This window comes from Rhizobium sp. WW_1, assembly GCF_003610155.1.
GTDB lineage: Bacteria > Pseudomonadota > Alphaproteobacteria > Rhizobiales > Rhizobiaceae > Rhizobium > Rhizobium tropici_A.
The window spans coordinates 1-17,114 of sequence record NZ_RAIN01000041.1 but is presented as its reverse complement, the minus strand read 5'-3'; the positions used below and the strand labels follow the sequence as shown (position 1 = coordinate 17,114).

The 17,114-nt window shown below is 56.6% G+C and carries 16 protein-coding genes and 3 pseudogenes; 11 read left to right on the top strand and 8 right to left on the bottom strand.

Going from position 1 to position 17,114, the window contains the following annotated elements; all coding sequences use genetic code 11:
- Nucleotides 1-1,341 precede the first annotated feature (1,341 nt).
- Nucleotides 1,342-1,566 carry a DUF6429 family protein gene (locus BJ928_RS37835; RefSeq protein ID WP_047637095.1) on the top strand — a complete coding sequence of 75 codons (225 nt, stop codon included), beginning with the start codon at nucleotides 1,342-1,344 and terminating at the stop codon, nucleotides 1,564-1,566.
- Between the two features lie 34 nt (nucleotides 1,567-1,600).
- On the opposite strand, the gene BJ928_RS37830 is transcribed toward BJ928_RS37835, so the two are convergent.
- Nucleotides 1,601-2,185: a plasmid pRiA4b ORF-3 family protein gene (locus BJ928_RS37830; RefSeq protein ID WP_047637108.1), complete on the bottom strand. Its 585-nt coding sequence runs from the start codon at nucleotides 2,183-2,185 to the stop codon at nucleotides 1,601-1,603.
- 2 nt (nucleotides 2,186-2,187) lie between these two features.
- Nucleotides 2,188-3,081: pseudogene (locus tag BJ928_RS37825) on the bottom strand (IS66 family transposase); the annotation flags it as partial.
- Nucleotides 3,082-3,091: 10 nt separating this feature from the next.
- Between BJ928_RS37825 and BJ928_RS37820 the strand changes: the two are divergent.
- Nucleotides 3,092-3,568 (top strand): annotated as a pseudogene (locus BJ928_RS37820) (transposase); the annotation flags it as partial.
- A 104-nt stretch (nucleotides 3,569-3,672) separates the two neighbouring features.
- Here the strand turns inward: BJ928_RS37820 and BJ928_RS39685 are convergent.
- Nucleotides 3,673-3,771, bottom strand: a pseudogene (locus BJ928_RS39685) (Hsp20/alpha crystallin family protein); the annotation flags it as partial.
- A gap of 418 nt (nucleotides 3,772-4,189) precedes the next feature.
- Between BJ928_RS39685 and BJ928_RS37805 the strand changes: the two are divergent.
- Nucleotides 4,190-5,011 carry a universal stress protein gene (locus BJ928_RS37805; protein WP_047637098.1) on the top strand — a complete coding sequence of 274 codons (822 nt, stop codon included), beginning with the start codon at nucleotides 4,190-4,192 and terminating at the stop codon, nucleotides 5,009-5,011.
- 25 nt (nucleotides 5,012-5,036) lie between these two features.
- Here the strand turns inward: BJ928_RS37805 and BJ928_RS37800 are convergent, their stop codons facing one another.
- A complete protein-coding gene (locus BJ928_RS37800; RefSeq protein ID WP_047637099.1) occupies nucleotides 5,037-6,029 on the bottom strand; it encodes a zinc-dependent alcohol dehydrogenase family protein in 993 nt (330 codons plus the stop codon).
- Nucleotides 6,030-6,281: 252 nt separating this feature from the next.
- Here BJ928_RS37800 and BJ928_RS39795 point away from each other — a divergent pair, with 252 nt between their 5' ends.
- Nucleotides 6,282-6,404, top strand: a complete 123-nt coding sequence (locus tag BJ928_RS39795) for a hypothetical protein (protein ID WP_281024186.1) — start codon at nucleotides 6,282-6,284, stop codon at nucleotides 6,402-6,404.
- 65 nt (nucleotides 6,405-6,469) lie between these two features.
- Entirely contained in the window at nucleotides 6,470-7,450 is a 981-nt protein-coding gene (locus BJ928_RS37795; RefSeq protein WP_047637111.1) for an ABC transporter transmembrane domain-containing protein, read from the top strand.
- Between the two features lie 556 nt (nucleotides 7,451-8,006).
- Here the strand turns inward: BJ928_RS37795 and BJ928_RS38665 are convergent.
- Nucleotides 8,007-8,198: a hypothetical protein gene (locus BJ928_RS38665; RefSeq protein ID WP_147413991.1), complete on the bottom strand. Its 192-nt coding sequence runs from the start codon at nucleotides 8,196-8,198 to the stop codon at nucleotides 8,007-8,009.
- Between the two features lie 209 nt (nucleotides 8,199-8,407).
- Here BJ928_RS38665 and BJ928_RS37790 point away from each other — a divergent pair, with 209 nt between their 5' ends.
- Entirely contained in the window at nucleotides 8,408-9,664 is a 1,257-nt protein-coding gene (locus tag BJ928_RS37790) for an efflux RND transporter periplasmic adaptor subunit (RefSeq protein WP_082012073.1), read from the top strand.
- A gap of 13 nt (nucleotides 9,665-9,677) precedes the next feature.
- Nucleotides 9,678-11,768 carry an ABC transporter permease gene (locus tag BJ928_RS37785; protein WP_047637100.1) on the top strand — a complete coding sequence of 697 codons (2,091 nt, stop codon included), beginning with the start codon at nucleotides 9,678-9,680 and terminating at the stop codon, nucleotides 11,766-11,768.
- A gap of 360 nt (nucleotides 11,769-12,128) precedes the next feature.
- On the opposite strand, the gene BJ928_RS37780 is transcribed toward BJ928_RS37785, so the two are convergent.
- The 3 genes from BJ928_RS37780 to BJ928_RS37770 are packed head-to-tail and all read right to left on the bottom strand — an operon-like array spanning nucleotide 12,129 to nucleotide 13,549.
- Nucleotides 12,129-12,557, bottom strand: a complete 429-nt coding sequence (locus BJ928_RS37780) for a universal stress protein (RefSeq protein ID WP_047637101.1) — start codon at nucleotides 12,555-12,557, stop codon at nucleotides 12,129-12,131.
- 13 nt (nucleotides 12,558-12,570) lie between these two features.
- Nucleotides 12,571-12,870 (bottom strand): hypothetical protein, encoded by a 300-nt coding sequence (locus BJ928_RS37775; protein ID WP_082012074.1) that lies wholly within the window; start codon nucleotides 12,868-12,870, stop codon nucleotides 12,571-12,573.
- Between the two features lie 31 nt (nucleotides 12,871-12,901).
- A complete protein-coding gene (locus BJ928_RS37770) occupies nucleotides 12,902-13,549 on the bottom strand; it encodes a BON domain-containing protein (RefSeq protein WP_047637102.1) in 648 nt (215 codons plus the stop codon).
- A gap of 242 nt (nucleotides 13,550-13,791) precedes the next feature.
- Here BJ928_RS37770 and BJ928_RS37765 point away from each other — a divergent pair, with 242 nt between their 5' ends.
- The 4 genes from BJ928_RS37765 to BJ928_RS37750 all read left to right on the top strand — a co-directional run.
- Nucleotides 13,792-14,547 (top strand): CBS domain-containing protein, encoded by a 756-nt coding sequence (locus BJ928_RS37765; RefSeq protein WP_245432820.1) that lies wholly within the window; start codon nucleotides 13,792-13,794, stop codon nucleotides 14,545-14,547.
- Nucleotides 14,544-15,860, top strand: a complete 1,317-nt coding sequence (locus tag BJ928_RS37760) for a divalent metal cation transporter (protein ID WP_052228083.1) — start codon at nucleotides 14,544-14,546, stop codon at nucleotides 15,858-15,860. Before BJ928_RS37765 ends, BJ928_RS37760 begins: the two co-directional genes overlap by 4 nt.
- 220 nt (nucleotides 15,861-16,080) lie before the next feature.
- Entirely contained in the window at nucleotides 16,081-16,818 is a 738-nt protein-coding gene (locus BJ928_RS37755) for a CBS domain-containing protein (protein ID WP_047637105.1), read from the top strand.
- Nucleotides 16,819-16,995: 177 nt separating this feature from the next.
- The coding region (locus tag BJ928_RS37750) for a cytochrome ubiquinol oxidase subunit I (RefSeq protein ID WP_147413990.1) at nucleotides 16,996-17,114 on the top strand (119 nt) is incomplete at its 3' end.

Here is a 17,114-nt window from a genome sequence, read left to right as displayed (position 1 = left end):
CAGGCCAAAGCGGCTTAAATCAACCCGCAAACTGAGCCGGAAACTCCATTCTTCCAGAGCCCAAAAAGTCTCAAATCATTCGACGACGGACAATCTGTGCCAAAGGTTGCGCGCTTTATCCGCACTTTCGTCGGCAAATTTGCATTCTTCGTGCCGCGCAGCGTTAGCGTCCACACGGCGATTTCCCTTATGTTTCCGTAGCTTCGGGGCTGTGTTGAGATCACTGCGACTTGTGACAAAGGTAACACCCCGTACAGTTGCTGACTCTTGCATGGAGCAACGACTACAATTATGTGTGGAATAATTGCAGGGCAGAACCGGCGAGCTTAGAAGCTGAGCTGGCTGGAATTCCGCAACAAATGAGTAGTTTCTGGTGTAGATGTTGCGGAATTTTAATTGACCCATACGCCCACCAATCATCCCACCGTATCGTCCCGGACGGTAGATTATTCCAACCATCACCTTCAGCCATTTCGACATGCTCTCGCTGGCCACGGGCCCGACGGGACGAATCTAATCGTGCGTGTTTCGTTCACCTGTCATGTCTACTCGAAGAAAGACTCCCAAGAGGCGATCGAGACGAGGTTTCGTGACGAAGGCGGAAGATGGCGCGAATTCTGCCCTATCAGGCATCTAGCGTCAGCGGACCTGCCTGGCCTCTGCGTCACTATGATGGAGCAGAATTTCCCGTCGTGGATCTCGAAGGACAAGAACGGCGAAAGCAATATGGCGGTTACCGAGCGACAGCCTACCTCGGGTAACCGATATGCAGTCTTCTACTACCTCTACCCCAGCCGAGCTGATAACATTCACGTAGAGTTCGTCGTCAAGAGTGCTTACCACCTTAACATCGACATGGGTCATTATCGAAAGCGTGAGCTTATGAGAAGTCTTTTGAAAACATGCCATTACAGGCAGAAGACAATTCCTTGATTGTCGTTGTCATCAAAGAGAGAACTTGACAATTCGACTCTAAACCTATATCGGTGTTTGCAGCAATGGATAGTGAGGCTTCCGCGAGGACGCCATTGCAAGCCCGCCCTAGAGGCCAGCATACCACGGTAAGGGGCACTCACTCGGCAATCGCCATAATAAAGACCCGAAAGGGTCTTTTTTATTTGCGCTTGGGTCTTTGATAGCTACTCCCACGTGGCTGAAAACTTCTCTCGACTGTACCTCCAGCGTCACAAGGTGAGCTAACACCGTTTTCCTGTGAATGGACAACCCTGAAGACAACCTTCGACGTCGCCCAGGCTCAGCTCAACGAGCAGATGCGCGAAATCGGTATCCATCCGAGGTGGGCCGCGGGACTTGAAGTCTCGCGCGTGATAGCATGGCGGAATGGAGCTCGACGAGGACAAAATCGATGACGCGGTCTTGGCACTGTTATGGCTGACGCTCCACAACGAGCGTTGCGCCTGGAAGGGATTTGACTGGGCAACGACGGACCGGTTGCATGAGAAGGGATTGATCTGTGATGCGGCGAACAAGTCGAAGTCGCTGGTCCTGACGGACGAAGGTCTACGACGTTCGGAAGAACTGTTCCGCCGGTTGTTTACACGGTAATATCCAGTTTCGGCCTTCCCCCACAACCCGGCGTTCAGGTTTTGCGTCGCGCTTTTCGGGCCCATTTTGCAGCCAGGTCATCGACGGCTTTGTTGAGCTGCGAGAAGTTGGCGGCGGCGGGATCATAATCGCTGCCGCCCCACCATTCGAGGATTTCGGCATGTCGCTCGTGCGCCGGGTCTGCAAGCGCCTCGCGGAACTCCTGATAACCCCATGGACCACCAACGTCTTCAGGCGGGCAGTGTCCCGTTGCTTCGAGGAGCATCGGTCCTTCCGTGCCGACTGCAGGAAAGGTGCGCTCGATCTTGATGCTGTGTTCCCAGCCGTCGCCAAAGTCGTAAAGGTATTTGAACGATTTCGCACCGGTGTCCTGGACTGCCGACAGCAGCGAGACTTTGCGCGCATCGATCGGACCATCCCCCCATTCCTCGTCAGGCAAACCAAAGCCGACGTCACGCATGCGGAATTCGTAAAGGTGGCTGTTGGTCCAGCCCATTGCCGCCTGCAATACCTCGTGCAGCCGACTGAGCCTGATGGTGAACGGCACGACAACGCGCCGCATCACTATCGGCTCGACACGATCGAGGGTGACCTTCAGGCGAACGACGGAAGCTACCATTGTCAGGCCGCCAGCATGACGGTTGCCGGCGATGCGCGTTTCCACTCCCAGGGCAGCAGTTCGTGCAGGCGCGTGACAGGATAATCGGCGATGCGAGCCAGGACATCGGCAAGCCACGCCTTTGGGTCGACATCGTTGAGGCGGCAGGTGGTGATGACGGTCAGCATGACAGCGGCACGATCTGCCCCACGCTGGGAACCGGCGAAGGTCCAGTTCCGTCTTCCCAATGCGACACTTCTCAGCTCCCTCTCGGCTGCGTTGTTCGTGAGACAAACTCTCCCGTCTTCGAGGAAAAGGGCAACGCCCTCCCAGCGCTTGAGCATGTAGTCGATCGGCTCGATGACCTCGGACGATCTGTTGAGCGTGGCGCGTTCCTTCGTCAACCACTCGTGCATGTCATCGAACAGCGGCTTGCTCTTCTCCTGGCGTGCCGCCAGTCGTTCTTCGGCGCTCAGACCGTTGATCTGCCGCTCGATTTCGAACAACTCGTCATAGCGCTTGACGGCTTCCAATGCGATCGGCGAGATCGGCTTGCCCCTGCGTTTGCGATCCCGCGCATTCTTCTGGATATCGGCCAGCTCAAAGAATTTCCGCCGCGCATGCGCGTGGCAAAAGGCGAAGGTGATCGGGATCTCTTTCGTTGCGGCGACAGCGATCGGCCTCTCGGCGCATGCAAGCATGCGCCTGCCGGCTGAGAGATCGAAGCCATTGTAGCAATCGCTCTGCAGAATGCCGCCGTATCCGGCCAAGTGTTTCTGGGGATGTTCGCCGCGCCGGTCACTCGACGCATAATAGATTGCGGCTGGCGGCGCTGATCCTCCAAATGGCCGGTCATCGCATACGTAAGTCCATATGCGTCCGGTCGTGCATTTGTTCCTGGCCTGAATGGGAATGGTGTGTCGGTTTGAAAGGCAGGTGCGGGACGAAAAGCCGGATGACAACGAAACGCAGGCCGATTGCCTCCGGCGCCTGCGCCAGAAGCACGCCGTTCCAGTCCTTGACGCCCTGAAGGAGTGGCTCGACAGGATGGCCCCCAAGATCGTGCCCGATACCAAGCTCGGCGATGCGATCTCCTATACACGAAACCAGTGGCAATATCTGACGCGCTACACCGAAGACGGCAGGATGCCGATCGACAACAATTTATTGGAGCGCGATATCAGAGTTTTTGCCACTGGAAGGAAGAGCTGGTTATCTTGCGACACTGTCGACGGGGCCAAGGCAAGCGCCGTCATCTACAGCCTTATGCTGACCTGTCGCGCCTGTGGCGTCGAGCCATTCGCCTGGTTGCGACACGTCTTCACCGAATTGCCACAGCGTCCCGACGGCGCCAATATCAACGATCTGCTCCCATTTAACTTCGCCAAATCCACTGCCGCATAAGCCGCTGCGGGCGTCACAATCCACTGCGTCAACGCGCAGCGAAATGAGCGCTTACCCTTTTCCTGCTTCCCTTCGTGCTTCTCGCCTTTGACCGTCAGGATGCTGTTTGCAAACGTCAGGTCCAGCTCCTTCGCGTTGATACCCGGAAGCTCGGCAGTCAGCTCATAAGCCCTGTCGGATTCCACGAAATCGATGGCCGGCATGCCGCGCGCAAGGGAGGTCGGAAAACGCGCGAGTGTGCGGTCAAAGAAACCGGGGCTAAAATCGTCGAAGACACGACCAATCTCGGAGCGCAGGCTCTCGAACGGCGACCAGCGTTCCGCAGCATGCCCTATGCGCTTCTCCTCTTTGTTACAATGACCGCAAGAGGACGATCCTCCGTCTCGGCCCTTTCCAAATCGTCCATTTCAGACGCGGAGCTATTAAAGGCGGCGCCGTTCGACCGTTCATTGACCAGCATCAAACTGGCATCCTGTCGATCGTCGCAAGCGATCGAAATTCTCGCTTTGCTGGTTATGAACGCGACCAAGGATTCGTTTCAGGCGGGCCGGACTTGACCTTTGTCAAAGCAATGTCGGCACCGTGAAGCGATCATTGCGGCAGCTTTTGGAGGAACTTGATATGAAACCTCAATTCCATGTGCCGCTGATCACCTATCCCGACACCAGTTCGCTTTCTCTCGTTCAAAACGCCGTCGATTTCGCACGACACCAGAAAGCGGATCTCACCGCAAGCATCATGCAGATCGGGATGCCCCTTGCTGGTCAAACATCTCCTTGGATTGACGACATCGAAAGGCTAAACTCGGAGGCCAAACGCTTCAGCCAGGACGGCTATGTCGCATTGAGCGAGGCGCTTTACGAATATGCCCGCGAAGCAGACATACGTGCCCTCATCCAGACATTCGAGGTGTCTGAACCGCTCGTTCCAGCTAGGTTTACGGAAATCTCGCGCGCCTACGATCTTTCGATCATGGAAGTGTCAGAGACAACGATACCGTTGGTTGAACGCCTCGTGTTCGATAGCGGCCGACCTCTAGCATTATTTCCTGCAAACCACGTCTGCAACCGGATCGATACGGTGGCAATCGCCTGGGACGGAAGTGCGCCCCTGTCGGCAGCACTGACCGGCGCCAGGCTGTTCCTGGAAAGCGCTTCGAAGATCATTTTAATCTCGATCACCGAGACTGATCCCACGAATGGGAAGGCTCTGGACCGATACGCAGGAGTACTTCGCAACAGCGGGCTGAATGTCGAGGTTGTCGTCGCTCGTGCGAATGGCGAGCGCGTGGCCGTCGCCATCCAATCAACCGCCAGAGCCCTTCACGCAGATCTGCTGGTCGCGGGTGCCTATGGGCATTCCAGAATCCGGGAATATGTGCTTGGAGGCGTCACCCGATCATTGCTCACTGAGCTAGAAATGCCGATTCTTGTAGCCCACTAGTCATGCAAAGGAAGTCCGACTGCAGCTAGCTTGCTGTCGGCACCAGTACGGCGGCACCGCTAAGACGCCCGGCACGAAGATCCGAAAGCGCCTCGTTGGCGCCCTCGAGTGGATAGGTCGTGGTATGGGTTCTAACGCCGGCCAATCGGGCTATCGGGAAGAACTCGGTCGCGTCCTCCCGCGTCAGATTGGCAACCGAGACCAGTTCGCGCTCGCCCCACAGAACGGCATAGGGCATGGATGGTATGTCGCTCATGTGAATTCCTCCGCATACAACGATACCACTTTTGCGAACCGCCTTGAGCGCCACGGGCGCGAGATCACCCACGGGTGCGAAGATAATGGCCGCATCGAGCGGAACGGGCGGCCTCTCCTCTGACGATCCAGCCCAGATCGCGCCAAGCTCCAACGCAAACATCTGCGCCCTATGGTCGCCGCTGCGAGTGAATGCATAAACGTCGCGGCCTTGCCAGACGCAGATCTGAGTGAGGATATGTGCGGCGGCACCAAAACCGAAGAGGCCGATGCGCTTGCCGCTCCCGGCCTTCTTCAGCGAACGCCAGCCGATCAATCCGGCACACAGAAGCGGCGCCAGCGACACGGCATCGGCGTCCTTGTCGAGATCGAACGAAAAAGCCGCGTCGGCCAAGACGTGCGTGGCAAAACCGCCGTCGCGCGTATAGCCGGTGAATTGCGGCCGGTCACACAAGTTCTCGGCCTTCATTCGGCAGAACGAACATGTTTCGCATGTATGGCCAAGCCAGGGAACTCCAACGCGGCGGCCAAGCTTGTCGCTTTCCACGCCGTGCCCTACAGCATCGACAATGCCCACGATCTCATGGCCGGGTATGAGTGGAAGCTTTGGCTGGCTGAGGTCGCCGTCCACAACATGTAAGTCAGTACGACAGACAGCGCAGGCTTCAATCCTGATCCTCAGCTCGCCTGGGCCAGGGTTCGGATCATCTCTTTCGGCGAAGGCCAGCGGTTTCGCAATTTGTTGAAGAACCATCGCTTTCATGTCTGAAACCTATCGGAATTGAAGCCCGCTCCAGAGCCTGGCATCGGAGAAGAAGGTCAGGACGCGGCATGTCCCAACTGCATCTCAAACACCCGTTCGCCACCGAGTGGCTCCCGCGAACAGCTTAATTTACCACTCCCCTACTCCCACAAAAACCACGCGCGCGCTTTGACAGGAATCAACGCGGCAAAAGCTGGAACGTGGCAATGATCGAGCCATGGGCAAATCGCATTGCGCATCAGGAGGGAAGCGGTGCAAAAACTATTGCTGATCATACTGATCATCATGATCGCTACGATTGTCGGCATTTTATGGGTGAAGCCGATTGCCGACACTGGGCGGCAAACAGCGCTTGAGAAATCGGCGACGCAATGACCATCCTGAAACCATCGCACGCTTCCGAAGCGATGAATTCGCGCCAGTCTTCAAGAAGGATCACTTTGCCGCGAATGCTGTATGGCTTTGTCTTTCGAGCATCTGGATGGCATCAACTGGCCACCGCAATGCTGTCGATCGTCCTGTTTACGGCAGGCACTATTCCGCTGGAGGTGCAGCGCCGAATCGTGAATGCGGCGACCGAGAATGGTTCCTATCGCACGATCGCCCTCCTGGTGCTGATATACATTCTCTTGGCTCTGACCGAGGGAAGTGTAAAACTCGTGCTCAATATCTACAGCAGTTGGATCGGAGAGGCAGCCGTCCGCTGGCTGCGTCTGCAGGTGTTCCAGACATCATCGGCGTCCGGTACGAATGACTCCAAGGTGGCGAGCGAAGGTGTCCAACTCTCAATCATTCTGGCGGAAGCCGAGCCTGTCGGAGGCTTCGTCGGCTCCAGCATCTCAGAACCATTGTTGCAAATCGGCATATTAACGGCTGTTTGCGGATACCTTGTCTATCTGCAGCCGCTCATGACAATCATCGTCGTCACGATTTTTCTGCCCCAAAGTGGCTTCGTCCCGATCATGCAGGCCGCGATCAATCGGCGCGTCGGAAAGAAGATCAGCATCATGCGCAATGTCAGTGAGGACATCGTCCATATGGGACGTGCGATTGACACGGACGGCGTTCAGGCATCGCGAATCGGAGGTGTCTTCCTGATCAACATGAGCATCTACAAGATCAAGTTCACCATGAATTTCATGATGAATCTCATGACGCAGATGGGTTACGCGGGCATCTTCGCCGTGGGTGGATATTTCGTGGTTACAGGGAAGACTGAAATAGGGACGGTCGTCGCCTTCGTGTCCGGTCTCTCGAAAATAAACGACCCGTGGGGCGATCTCGTCAACTGGTACCGCGATCTGCGCGTGACGCAGGTCAAGTATCGCCTGATATTCAACTCCGCCCAGATCGAAACCTCCACAGCGACCGAAAGTGCCGTGCTTCAATCCCTCTCCAACGATTTCCGCCTGAGAACATAAAGGTGGAGAATTGAGCTACCAACAGGCTCGGCGCCGACATTCGTGCGCTGCGCTTGGATTTGGCCGCTCCGGATGACGATATTCTTGCTGACAGCTTATCTTGCGAGAATTCCCTGGTCTCGGGCCTGCCAGATCCTCCCGAGGAGGTGGAAAGGTGCTGGCGACCAGTCGCACCGGGTTCAATGAGAGGCCGAATATCCGGGTGTGCGATGAACACCCGCCATCTGTCTCGATGGGTTGGGCAACGAACTTCGCAGAATGCTTGCCCTCGGGGAAAAAACAAGCATCGACAGAACGTCAAGTATCATCAGGAGGCGGCACCTGAGCGCCCTTCCAACGCATGCCAACGACCAAGTCATAAGTTGGCCCCGCTGGCAGATGCAACACTCCTCGACGACGCGGACTTTTCTTTTGGGGCGGAAAACCAACTGGCGAGTTGGGACTTGAGCCCCCCAATTTCTGTTCAGTCGAGCTTTGTTTGCGGACACGTCGATGTTTGACCACGATAACCGGGACATACCTTGTCATCATTTCGCTCCTTAGGCGTCTTCCCAAATCAAAAGCCATTACCTTTTGTTGGAGGAATATAGGGGTCGGGATAACCGAGTTTCGGTTCGCCTGTTTTCCTACCTGTATTGATTGACTGCTGTTGGCTCGATTCCCCGGTCTTGTCAGACCCGCTCGATTGGTAGGCATATGCGCCGAGGATAGCACCCGCTGCTACGGCGATCACAAGAGCTGCACGCATGTCTGTCTCCTTGTCACGAATCCATCGTTCAGCCGTCCCGACGAACAATGAGAATCCGCCGGACGTTCGTGATCTATTGGTAGTTTCTCCCGGGATTCCGGGCCTTGACATACGTCAACGTGCCGTCGTCCGGGTGCGTTGGCTTTGCGAAAGATCAATGCTCACTGCCCCCTTCGCTGGCAAGGTGAAGCCAGCAAAGGAGTCGAACCATGGACAGTCCAACCGAAAAGCGTCCGCTGTTGCGGGAGGTAGCTGCACCGGCATCCACACCCACGATCGATAGACATCAGCGACATTGGCTTTGGATAGTGACAACTGCAGCGATTTTATCGACGACCACGTTCGCCCTTGTCTGGCAGCGCGCCAGCACGCCTCCGCCACCATCCTTCAAAACCGCGGCGGTATCAAAGGGCGACGTGATACGACAAGTGACCGCGACCGGTACTGTCAATCCGGAACTGACGATCATTGTCGGCAGTTATGTTTCTGGCCCGATCACCGATATACAATGTGACTATAATACGGTTGTCACGGCCGGCCAGATCTGCGCTACCATTGACCCGCGGCCATATCAGACCATCGTCGATCAGGATTCTGCGAACCTATCGGTTGCCGACGCCCAGCTCACGAAGGACGGAGCGAATTTCGATTATGCGCAGTTGAACTACCGAAGAAACCAGCGCCTGATCGCGACGCAGGCGGTATCTCAGGATACCGTAGAGGTTTCTAAGAGCCTTGCTGATCAAGCTGCAGCGCAGGTAGCACTGGACCAGGCGACAATCGAACAGCGCGAAGCCGAACTATCCGCCGCGCAGATCAATCTCGACTACACGAACATTCGCTCGCCCGTGAATGGCGTCGTAGTTTCACGCAATGTCACCCAAGGACAGACTGTTGCAGCGAGTTTTCAGACCCCGACCCTTTTCCTCATTGCCACCGATCTAACCAGAATGCAGGTAGACACCAATGTAAGCGAAAGCGACATCGGAACCGTCAGCGAGGGCCAATCAGTAACGTTCAGTGTCGATGCCTTTCCCGACCGCATTTTTGAAGGCAAGATCACACAGGTACGGCAATCCCCGCAAACCATTCAAAATGTTGTGACCTTCGATGCAGTCGTCGGTGTCGACAACACGGATCTCGCCTTGAAGCCGGGTATGACTGCCTCCTTGAATATTATCACTGCTCACGCGACAAACGCCCTTCGCGTCCCCAACCAGGCTCTCCGTTTCGAACCGACAGATGCTGGAAACACATCCGCCGCGCCGACGTCCGTGGATGCGAAAGGACCGCATGTATGGGTACAGCATAACGATACGGTGATCATGGTGCCGGTCACGATAGGTGTCAGCGACCAATCCTATACCGTGATCGAGGCCGGTGAATTGGAGCCAGGCGACAAGATCGCCTTCGGAGAAGACGTGGCGTCGAGCACGATGGCCCCATTCCGATTCCTGAGATGGTGAAGGCAGCGAACCTATGACCGTTCAACAAACTCTTTCACCCCTTTTGGAGCTGAAGAATGTGACGAGGACATTTTTCGTCGGTGATACCGAGGTACCCGCCGTCCGTGGAGTCAGCCTCAGTATTCACCACGGGGAATTCATCGCAATTATTGGCTCATCCGGCTCTGGAAAATCTACGCTGATGTCAATTCTGGGCTGTCTTGATCGCCCAAGTAGCGGAAGCTACTCTTTCGAAGGCATAGATGTCGCAAAGCTCGCAGAGCCAGATCTTGCGGCTATCCGAAGCGAACGGCTGGGCTTCGTCTTCCAGAGTTTCAATCTCCTGCCCCGAACAAGTGCACTCGAAAACGTGCGCCTGCCTCTCTACTATTCCAATAGCGCTGCAGCCGGCGGCGTGGATGCAATTGACCGCGCCCGCACTTCGCTTGCACGCCTGGGACTTGGAGATCGCGAGCGGAACACGCCCGGCCAGCTTTCCGGAGGCCAGCAGCAGCGAGTCGCGATCGCTCGAGCCCTGATCAACTCTCCTCGTCTGCTCCTGGCAGACGAGCCGACAGGAAACCTCGACACCAAAACCTCTCATGAAATCATGGATGTGCTCGTGGCTCTCAATCACCGTCAAGGTGTCACGATCGTGCTGGTCACGCATGAGCCCGATATCGCTGCTTATGCCGATCGCATCATCACGATGCGTGACGGTAAAATCGTCGCGGACGAGAGAAAAGGCCACGCTCCTTCCACAGACCTGTCCCCGGCACCGGATGCCAACGGTACGATTCAGTCAAGCCCGCGCGGCGGCCTCGCTTTCGGTCGAATGGCACTCGGTGCGGCGGCGCAGGCCATTTACCACAACAAGATGCGCTCCTTGCTGACAATGCTCGGCGTCTTCATAGGCGTCGCGGCCCTGATCGTCATGGTCGCAATTGGGCAAGGCGCAAACATCGCCGTAGCAAAGCAGATCGAGAGCCTTGGCACAAATGTCGTGGTTGTCCTACCGGGCGCATTGAGCAGTAATGGCGTCCGGGGAGGATTTGGAAGTGCAAGCACCTTGACCGTCGCCGATGCAAAGGCAATTGGGCAGGCTGCAGCTATCGCCGAAATCGGCTTTCTGATCCGACAACAAGGTCAGGTCGAATACGGCAGCAATAACTGGACTACAGGAATTCAAGGGGTCAGCGAGTCCTATCCCGAAATCACCAATTGGAAGGTTGCGGCGGGAGACCCAATAACCGACGATGACGAACGCAATGGGAATCTGGTTGCCTTGATTGGTCAGACCGTCGAGCATCAGTTGTTCGCGCCAACCGAAAATCCGATAGGTGCGACAATCAGAATCAGGAATGTCCCGATGCGGGTGGTAGGAGTGCTCGCCGCCAAGGGACAATCGGCCATGGGTCAGGATCAGGACGATGTCGTCATGATCCCATTTGCGACCGCCGAACGGCGTGTGCTTGGCACTGCGGCACCCAGCCAGGCGCAGACGATGAACAACTGGGCCTATCTGCCGGCGCCCAATCCTTACAATCTTCAGCCTCGCCTGACCGGATTTGCCAATATGCTCTTCATTCAAGCCAAGAGCGCCGACCGAGTGCCCGAGGCGATTGGCGATATCAATGAGATCCTGATACGGCGCCACCATATCAAGGCGATGGAAGACAAGGATTTCGATGTCAGAAATCTCAGTCAGTTTGCAGAGACAGCGAAAAGCAGCAGCCGCATCATGGCGCTTCTGCTGGCGGCCGTCGCATCGATATCCCTGTTGGTCGGAGGTATTGGCATAATGAACATACTGCTGGTCTCTGTGACGGAACGGACACGGGAGATTGGTTTGCGTATGGCAATCGGAGCCCGCCGCCTGCATGTGCTCCTGCAATTTCTGGCGGAAGCCATCTTCTTAAGTGTCAGCGGAGGCATCGCGGGGATTCTCATGGGCATTGCCGTATGCCTCACAATTTCACAAATCTTCGGTTGGCTGGCACCATTATCGCCAGGCGCGATGGCTGGTGGATTTCTGTTCGCGGCAATGGTTGGAATCTTCTTTGGGTATTATCCAGCCCGCAAGGCCGCCAATCTCAATCCCATCGAAGCGTTGAGGTACGAATGAATTTCCATTTATGCCACATAGATCAGCCAAATCACCTCATCTATCCGAGAGGCAAAGGCCGGTCGGACCGAGGCCTCAAAGGCTGCGTCTCAATGCGCCCATAAGCATATAAATCGCTGAAATTGATATGCCATATCAAGGCTCGCCAAGAATTCGGGCATGCATCTCCAGCAGGACCATGGTTCGAAAGCACTGGCGAACAGAAAACTGTGGCCAATTCAGACGGCGTTTCACGAGTAACCTGCGGCAACAACGAGTGGGCGAGTGCCTGCTCCACGGCCAAATGGCCATGGCCAGCAAGCCGAGCTACCTCGGCCGCCGGTCGATATGAACTATTCAGCTCGCTGAAGAATTGAGCATCTAGTGCTTTGCCATGGTCGAAATCCGATCGATAAGAACCGAACATTTCGCGTGATGAACGACATTGTCGACGGTCGATCCAAAGAGCTTGTCGAAAACGTCGTTTGCATGAGCGGCAACAATGATCAGATCGGCCGATGTCTCGGCGGCAACCGCCAGAATCGTATCTGCGGCCCGGCCGGTGCGTACGTGAACAAGCGCTGGGATTGCGGGCTCCCTGCAAAGCTGCGACAGCTTTTCTTCTGCCTCGTTGATCACGGACACAGCCCAGTCGTCTGGACCTCGCCTGACAAGCGACGGAAATCGCTCGATAGCGTGAACGAGATGAAGGGACCCATCAGTATCGAGAAGTCCCTGAGCCATGTGCAGCAGGTGCTCGCCCTTCTCCTTTGAGCCCAAGCCGATAGCGCAGACGATAGTCTTATACACGGGCGTTGCTCCTTTAGAAGCGGTCCTTCCCACCGCCGCCGACAAACTCTGTTTGAAAGCCAAGCGCCCGAGCCCGCTTTAGAAAACGGTCTGCACCAAGTATGTCGACTTTGAAGCTATCGCCCAGACATTGCGCGAGAGGAGCAGATAATTCGCTGCGAATCCATGCATGGGCTCGTCCCGAGAGAACCGCGATTTCCCATTCGTCATGGTCGACGTGATCAAGGCGAAAGTCGCAGTTTTGATTTCGAGAGACACAATATCCTGCGCCCGCAAGGAGCGCTTCTTCTATGCGAGTGGGATCATGTTGCATTGCCTTCGCCTCCTACTTTGCCGTTAGCGGTTCAACCTATGTGCAACTGATCATCAAGGGCGTGGACGCCTGGGGCAGACCACACGGCACGTTCCGCCGCGCCCCGCTCAAACAAGGTCCTGACGTTACCCCTCAAGGTCACCTTGCCACCGGAGACCTCAATCTGGATGGCCTTGGCCTCGAGTTCCGCATCGCGTCCCAACGCCTCCTCAATGCGCCTCTTTACGTCGACGGCACTAACGCTCGGAACGACTTCGATGAGATTGGAGATACCGACAATGCCGGCAAGATCCCTTACGGCATCCGCAGCAGCGTTCTTCTGGTACTGCCATTCAACCGTGCCGGTGAGCGTCACCACGCCCCTGCATACGCGAACCTGCACCTTCTGCTTCGGAATGGAAATGTTCCAGTCCACCATCTTGACCGCTCGCCTGGCGATGTCGTCGTCGTCGGTCCGCCTCGGACCCAAGATGCGGACGTCAATCTCCTGAGCGATGCCACGAACGCCCTTTACGCGCCGCACAGCCTTCTCCGCAGCGTCCTTCTCCGCATATGTGCCGACATGCCCGGTGAGCGTGACGATGCCGCCGCGTGCCACAACACCGATATCGGCAGCGTCCACCTTCGGCTCGAACTCGAGTTCATCGAGAATGTTCTGACGCAGATTGAGGTCATCCATGATCTTCTCCTTCAAAGTTCATTGCTCGATGAAGAATAGATCCCAGGGACCATGGCATCATTGATCAAGGTCAAGCGCCCGAAACAGATACTGGGAGCAGTTGGGAAGAGGCGCCGCTGTTCCACGAACATTGATACCGATCAATGCAGCCACACCGATTCCCAACAGACTGCGTCGAACAAGAGAACGGAACGAACGGGCCATGCCCCGGCCTTTCCCCATGCGGAAGATAGGCGGCCGTATTGGGCGTCGGCTGGCGCAACCATTGGAATAGCTATCGCAAACGAGGGTGGAGAGCAGTCATGCAAGCAAAAGACATCATGACAAGGAACGTCATTACGGTCCCGCCGACGATGAGCGTTCGAAACGCAGCTCTGTTGCTCAGGGCCAACGATATCAGCGGCCTTCCGGTGGTCGACGATGACGGTGTGGTATGCGGGATGTTGACGGAAGGAGATCTTATGCGACGTGTCGCTAATACGTGGGTCTCAATCCTCGGCAGCACCTACGGAGTTGGTGAACGGCGGGGGCTCAGCAATTATGTCCAAATTCACGGCAGGTCCGTCGGTGAAGCAATGAGCCGCGACGTGATAAGCGTCCGCTCCAATGCGGAAGTCGGCAGGGTCGCTGGCATCATGACATCTCACAGGATCAAGCGCATTCCTGTCGTCGACGATCGCCGCCTTATCGGCATCGTCAGCCGATGCGACCTCTTAAACCTCATTATCGACGCGCCCGTGGAAAATATCGCAAAAGGAGACGAAGCCCTGAGGCTCGCCATCCGGACGCGGCTGGCAACGGACCTTGGGATTGGCCACGACAAGGTCGACGTTGTCGTCAAAGACGGGCTGGTGCAGGTTCAGGGAAAACTTGACTCCGATATCCAGCGTCAGGCCATCCGGGTCCTTATCGAAAGCGTCGGAGGCGCAGTCGGATATGTTGATCGATCCGTGATTTCCTCTTCGAGTGTCAACAATGTCCCGGACGGTACAAAATGAGCCAGGAACTATTAGCCGATCGGCCAAAACCTTGGCATTCGCGGCTGTCGAGCCGCCTGGCACGTCTGCGCCAACACCCTCTCGCCAAAGTCGGGCCAGGTCTCATCACCGGTGTCGCTGATGATGATCCGAGCGGGATCGCCACGTATTCCCAAGCCGGTGCGCAATTCGGCCTGAACATGCTCTGGACCATGCCGGTATCGTTTCCGATGATGGCCGTCGTCCAGGCGACATGTGCGCGGATCGGGCGCGTTACCGGACGCGGGCTGGCGGCAAATATAAAGGACGCCTTTCCGCCAGTCGTGCTCTATGCGGTGGTGTTCTCGCTGCTGACCGCGAATATATTGAATATCGCCGCCGACGTTGCAGCGATGGGTGAAGTGGCGGAATTGGTGACCGGTTTCAACCGCCATCTCATGACAATGCTCTTCGTCTTCGGGACGCTCGCACTTCAGGTCTTCATTCCCTACCACCGCTACGTTTCTTTTCTGAAATGGCTGACAATTTCGCTTCTGGCCTATGCGGCGGTTCTCTTCACCGTGCATGTGGATTGGAAGCAAGTCGCCATAAGGACTGTCTGGCCAATAGTCGCTCCGACATCGGCCTATGCGGCGGTCGTTGTCGGCGTGTTCGGTACGACAATCAGTCCGTATCTCTTCTTCTGGCAGGCATCCGAGGAGGTGGAGGATATGAATGCCGATCCGGGGGCAATGCCGTTGTCCAGAGATAGCGAGACGGCGCCCAGAGAGCTTCGGCGGATCGGCTGGGATACATGGAGCGGCATGCTGTATTCCAACTTGACCGCCTTCTTCATTATCCTTGCGACCGCCGTGACACTGAATGTCGCAGGCATCACGCAGATCGACACCGCCGCTGAGGCCGCCAGCGCACTTCGCCCCCTGGCCGGGCCGTTCGCCGCTCTCATATTCGCACTCGGCATTCTAGGCGTGGGCCTCATCGGCGTGCCGGTGCTCGCGGGTTCGGCCGGCTACGCTTTGGCAGAGGCCATGGGATGGAAATTCGGACTGGAACGGGCGCCGAACGACGCACAAGGCTTTTACGGTGTGATCGCCATAAGCGTGCTGCTGGCCTTGATCATCCAGTATTCACCGATCACGCCCATGAATGCACTATTCTGGAGTGCTGTCATCAACGGGGTCCTCGCAGTCCCCTTGATCGCCGTTATACTGTTGTTGGCCGCAAGCCCGAAGGTCATGGGCCCCTATACGATAGGCGCGATGTCGTCATTCATCGGCTGGGCCACCGTCGCGCTCATGGGGGTGGCCGCAGTCATGATGTTCGTGCCAACCTAGCCTGCATCGAGGTTCCGATTTCACAATTGAACCGTCGGTGCATGTCACATGCCTTGAGAGGCAAATGCCTGCTGGAAGGACTGGACTATCGCAGTCTCCAAGCCGCCCTCCAAATTTGACATCGATCAAAGCGCCATCGCGCAGGCGTTGCTAATCCTTGATCCATCACGCGGCGCCGGACCTCTCCCGCCGCGACACACGGTCAGAGAAGGAGACGAGCATGTTGATCCAAGCCATCATGAATGCACCCGCCATCACGGTCGGCCCGGCGACATCTGTTGCCGACGCCGCCGAGATCATGCTCGATCGCCGCGTAAGTGGTCTCCCGGTCACCGACGGTAACGGGAACCTTGTCGGCATCGTGAGCGAAGCCGATTTCCTGCACCGCGGCGAATTGAAGACAGAACGCAAGCGATCCCGGCTGCTGGAATTTCTGACGAGTCCTGGCAAGCTCGCCGACGAATATGTTCTTTCACATGGCAGGAAGATTGAAGAGGTGATGACTCCGGAAGTCGTTACCGTCGCCCCTGATGCCGAACTCTCCGTTGCAGTAGGCCTGATGGAAAAGCACGGAATCAAACGCCTGCCTGTCGTCGTACAAGGCAAGGTGATCGGCATGGTCTGCCGATCGGACCTGTTGCGGGCACTGGCCAATATGCTGCCACAGGACAAGGTGCCTGCCAGCGACGACGAGATTGCAAATGCCGTCATCGCGGAACTGGCGCATCAGAGCTGGAGTCGGAACGGCTTCATAAAAGTCAGTGTTCGAAACGGCATCGTCGAATTGTCGGGCAGTATTTTCGACGAGCGAGAACGACTTGCTGCCAAGGTTGCGGCGGAGAACGTGCCAGGGGTCAAATCGGTTGTCGATGAGATGGCATGGATCGATCCCTATCTCGGCGTTGCGATGCCGGCCCCAAGTGAGTCATCCGAACCAGTACGGTCACCCTTGGTTTGAGCCGACTTCAGGCGAGCAATTCGCCATCCTGCCTTCATCGTTGATGCCGCCACGATCCAAAGATTCGCGCAACGCCCTCGCCTGCTGCGGATCGTTGGGCTGCCACCAACATGCCCGCGGCGCGTCGAATGGCGCCGCATTCCTGTCAGACACACCGTAGGGGGTGGGAGAAAGACTATGGAACTTGATATTGTGGCGCTATCGCGCCTGCAGTTCGCCATGACGGCGCTGTATCACTTCTTGTTCGTGCCGCTGACGCTCGGCCTTTCCGTGCTGCTTGCCATCATGGAAACGAC

Coding starts and splice junctions, on each gene's coding strand:
- BJ928_RS37835 (WP_047637095.1), top strand. CDS start 1,342: ATGGAGCTCGACGAGGACAAAATCGATGACGCGGTCTTGGCACTGTTA.
- BJ928_RS37830 (WP_047637108.1), bottom strand. CDS start 2,185: ATGGTAGCTTCCGTCGTTCGCCTGAAGGTCACCCTCGATCGTGTCGAG.
- BJ928_RS37805 (WP_047637098.1), top strand. CDS start 4,190: ATGAAACCTCAATTCCATGTGCCGCTGATCACCTATCCCGACACCAGT.
- BJ928_RS37800 (WP_047637099.1), bottom strand. CDS start 6,029: ATGAAAGCGATGGTTCTTCAACAAATTGCGAAACCGCTGGCCTTCGCC.
- BJ928_RS38665 (WP_147413991.1), bottom strand. CDS start 8,198: ATGCGTGCAGCTCTTGTGATCGCCGTAGCAGCGGGTGCTATCCTCGGC.
- BJ928_RS37790 (WP_082012073.1), top strand. CDS start 8,408: ATGGACAGTCCAACCGAAAAGCGTCCGCTGTTGCGGGAGGTAGCTGCA.
- BJ928_RS37785 (WP_047637100.1), top strand. CDS start 9,678: ATGACCGTTCAACAAACTCTTTCACCCCTTTTGGAGCTGAAGAATGTG.
- BJ928_RS37775 (WP_082012074.1), bottom strand. CDS start 12,870: ATGCAACATGATCCCACTCGCATAGAAGAAGCGCTCCTTGCGGGCGCA.
- BJ928_RS37770 (WP_047637102.1), bottom strand. CDS start 13,549: ATGGATGACCTCAATCTGCGTCAGAACATTCTCGATGAACTCGAGTTC.
- BJ928_RS37760 (WP_052228083.1), top strand. CDS start 14,544: ATGAGCCAGGAACTATTAGCCGATCGGCCAAAACCTTGGCATTCGCGG.
- BJ928_RS37755 (WP_047637105.1), top strand. CDS start 16,081: ATGTTGATCCAAGCCATCATGAATGCACCCGCCATCACGGTCGGCCCG.